General features: G+C 42.7%; 1 protein-coding gene and 2 pseudogenes. All 3 read left to right on the top strand.

Annotated features, from left to right (window positions below; genetic code table 11):
* Positions 1–270: 270 nt before the first annotated feature.
* Complete coding sequence (locus PVE40_RS12600; protein ID WP_274732279.1) at positions 271–681, top strand: hypothetical protein; 411 nt, start codon at positions 271–273, stop codon at positions 679–681.
* Positions 682–1,056: 375 nt separating this feature from the next.
* Positions 1,057–1,371, top strand: a pseudogene (locus PVE40_RS12595) (FAD-dependent oxidoreductase); the annotation flags it as partial.
* Positions 1,361–2,440 (top strand): annotated as a pseudogene (locus PVE40_RS12590) (heavy metal translocating P-type ATPase); the annotation flags it as partial. The pseudogenes PVE40_RS12595 and PVE40_RS12590, both read left to right, overlap by 11 nt.
* Positions 2,441–2,571 lie beyond the last annotated feature (131 nt).

The following is a 2,571-nucleotide window of genomic DNA, read 5'->3' as shown; positions in this document are numbered from 1 at the left end:
GTGTCGGATAACTAAACAAAAAACAGTGTTGGAACAACGCTTAGAGAGCATTTTAGAAAAACTATGAATTATTCAGGCTGACAATAAAACTTTTAAAACAGATAGGAGGGACAGAAATGGAGAATATTTCACCTTTAAAAGCAGCTATGGATATCAGGAAGGTTACACGAGGCAAGCCAGAAGACATTCTCTCGGCAACAATCTCGTTTATCTGACCTTATTAACTTTGCAAGATTAAACTCTCAATATTACGCACAAAAATACAGCGAGTTGCCTGAGCGGATTACAAGCTTACAGCAAATCCCTCCAGTCACCAAATCAGAACTCATGGACCATTTTAATGATTGGGTAACTGATCCAGAAATCACCATAGAAGGTGTGAAGCAATTTACTTCAAATATGTCATTAGTTGGACATCTTTATTTAGGGCGCTATATGGTTTCGACTACTTCAGGGTTAACCGGAGCACCCGGGATTTTTATTCAGGATAATGGTTCAGATGTGATTATGAAAACATTGATGGCTATTCGCGGAACAACAAAATTGAAATGGAGCGACATATTGAAAGCGGTATCTAAAGGTGGGCGAGTTGCAGCGGTTTGCGCTACGACTGGGCATTTTACAGCATTCTCAACTGCAGAACGCTTACGCTTGAGACGGCCATCAAGCGGAAAAGTATGAGCATTTTCTATCCACTCCCCACTTTCCACGCTTGTCAAAGAATTGAATGAGTACCAACCAGCTTTAATTGGGGGGTATGCAACAGCGATGGAAATTCTAGCAGAAGAACAAAAGGCAGGACGGTTAAATATTCAGCCTGTTGCAATCCTTTTAGGGGGAGAAAAATTATATCCCAATGTTCGTGCGGAGCTAGAATCCGTTTTCCAGGTTAGCGTTCTAGACCTTTACGGCAGTACAGAAGCAGCAGCCATGACTTTCGAATGTGAAGAAGGGCAATTGCATGTAAATACAGATTGGATTATATTTGAACCGGTAGATGAACATTACCAACCTGTGCCACTAGGGGAGCAGTCCCATTCTGTCCTAATCACAAACCTGGAGCACCGTGGTGTCTTGGGAACCGGCATTTTCCGGATCTTTGACCTGCATGTTGGCCAGACCGGCTTGACCGAGAAGGAAGCCGAGAAGGAAGGCTATGAGTTTGAGGTGCTGTACAACCTGAAACCTGACCATGCCGAGTATCTCGGCGGACAGGAATTGACCATCAAGGCGCTGGCCGATAGGGAAACGGGTCGCGTTCTAGGTGCGCAAGCGATTGGGAAGGGCGGCGTGGAAAAACGGATCGACGTGATCGCGACAGCCATCACCTTCGGGGCCGTAGCGGAAGACCTCTTCCACTTGGACTTGGCCACAAAGTATTTATAGAGGGTTAGTTCTTTTAGTCGCAGCTTCGCCATGTGCTCTAGCGGCAGCTACTGTATCCGTAACTTTGTCAGCCACTTCGAATCTAGCCAAAAGAGGCGTGCTTTCAAAAGGCAGTTCCTATTTGTCTCAATTAGCCGATATTCGAGCTATTGCCTTTGATAAAATGGGGACCTTAACGAAAGGAAAACCTGAAGTAACGAATTATTATTTTGCTGATTCTGTAAATGAAGAAAATGTGATTGATATTGTAGTGGCACTTGAAAGGGAATCTAACCACCCTCTAGCAGATGCTATCTTAAGAAAGTTTGACGCTAAAAATAGAATCGAGATTGAAGTGACTAATCAGATCGGTAAAGGATTGACGGGAGATTATAACGGAATAAATTACCGCATAGGGAAACCTACTTCTTTTGAAGATGTACCTGACGAGTATAGTCGCTTAAATAAAGAATGGGCATTAGAAGGGAATACGGTCGTATACGTAGCAGAAGATGAAAAGGTTATAGGACTCATTGCCCTCATGGACATTCCCAGTGAACATGCAAAAGAGACCATTGCGTACTTCAAAAAACAAGGGATACACACCACTTTAATTACTGGTGACTCCGAAATGACAGGAAAAGCAGTCGCCAAACAGTTAGGAATAGATGAAGTGATCGCTAATGTCATGCCGGAAGACAAATCTCGCATTATAGACGAGCAAAAAGAGACTTATGGTGTAACAGCAATGGTCGGGGATGGTGTTAACGATGCCCCAGCCCTTGTCAATGCAGATGTGGGAATCGCTATGGGAGACGGAACCGATGTAGCGGTAGAGGTATCTGATTTGGTTTTAATGCAGAATAATTTATCCAAACTCGTCCAATCGCATAAAATTTCATCAAAAATGAATCGTGTCATTTGGCAAAATATTATTTTTTCAATGGCAGTCGTAGCTTTTCTAGTTGTGGTTAGCTTATTAGGATTAACGGATATAGCAATCAGTGTCATTATTCATGAAGGAAGTACATTGGTTGTAATCCTAAATGGGCTTCGTTTGTTAAAAGCTAGATAGTCTAGTCCAGACTTCTTAAAAATAGTATGTACTAACATTCGTAAAAACTCACACGGGGCTGGGACAAAAGTCCCCAATCCTAAAAAGTTCCACACCATCGAACGACTAAAGGGTGTGGAACTTTTTTACTT

This window comes from Jeotgalibaca caeni, from assembly GCF_028863945.1.
In the GTDB taxonomy this organism is placed as follows: domain Bacteria; phylum Bacillota; class Bacilli; order Lactobacillales; family Aerococcaceae; genus Jeotgalibaca; species Jeotgalibaca caeni.
Note: the sequence above shows the minus strand (reverse complement) of the source record. Positions and strands in the feature narration are given on the sequence as shown.